At 53.0% G+C, this 253-nt stretch carries 1 protein-coding gene; it reads left to right on the top strand.

Features of this window, described 5'->3' with window-relative positions:
• Window positions 1-120: 120 nt before the first annotated feature.
• Window positions 121-253 (top strand): hypothetical protein (locus tag SB822_RS59060; protein WP_410859370.1); only part of this gene is annotated, 133 nt, incomplete at its 3' end.

Raw genomic sequence — 253 nt, 5'->3', positions numbered from 1 at the left:
CTCAGGTCCCATGTCGATGAGTGCCGTCTGAAGGCCAGATTGCTGTCAAGGATATCTCGCGCGTTGACCATGTGTTCCGCGGTTATTGACAGGGTTTAACGGGGGAGAATAACGCGTCGCATGGCTCTGTCGCCCAAGCTCGATTTCCGTCAATCGCAATCGCTGGTGATGACCCCCCAGCTGATGCAGTCGATCAAGCTGCTGCAGATGACGCATGTGGAGCTGGAACAATTTCTCGACATTGAAATTGAAA

This window comes from Paraburkholderia sp. SIMBA_054, from assembly GCF_046534875.1.
Taxonomy (GTDB): Bacteria; Pseudomonadota; Gammaproteobacteria; order Burkholderiales; family Burkholderiaceae; genus Paraburkholderia; species Paraburkholderia hospita.
This window is presented reverse-complemented; position numbering and strand designations above follow the sequence as displayed.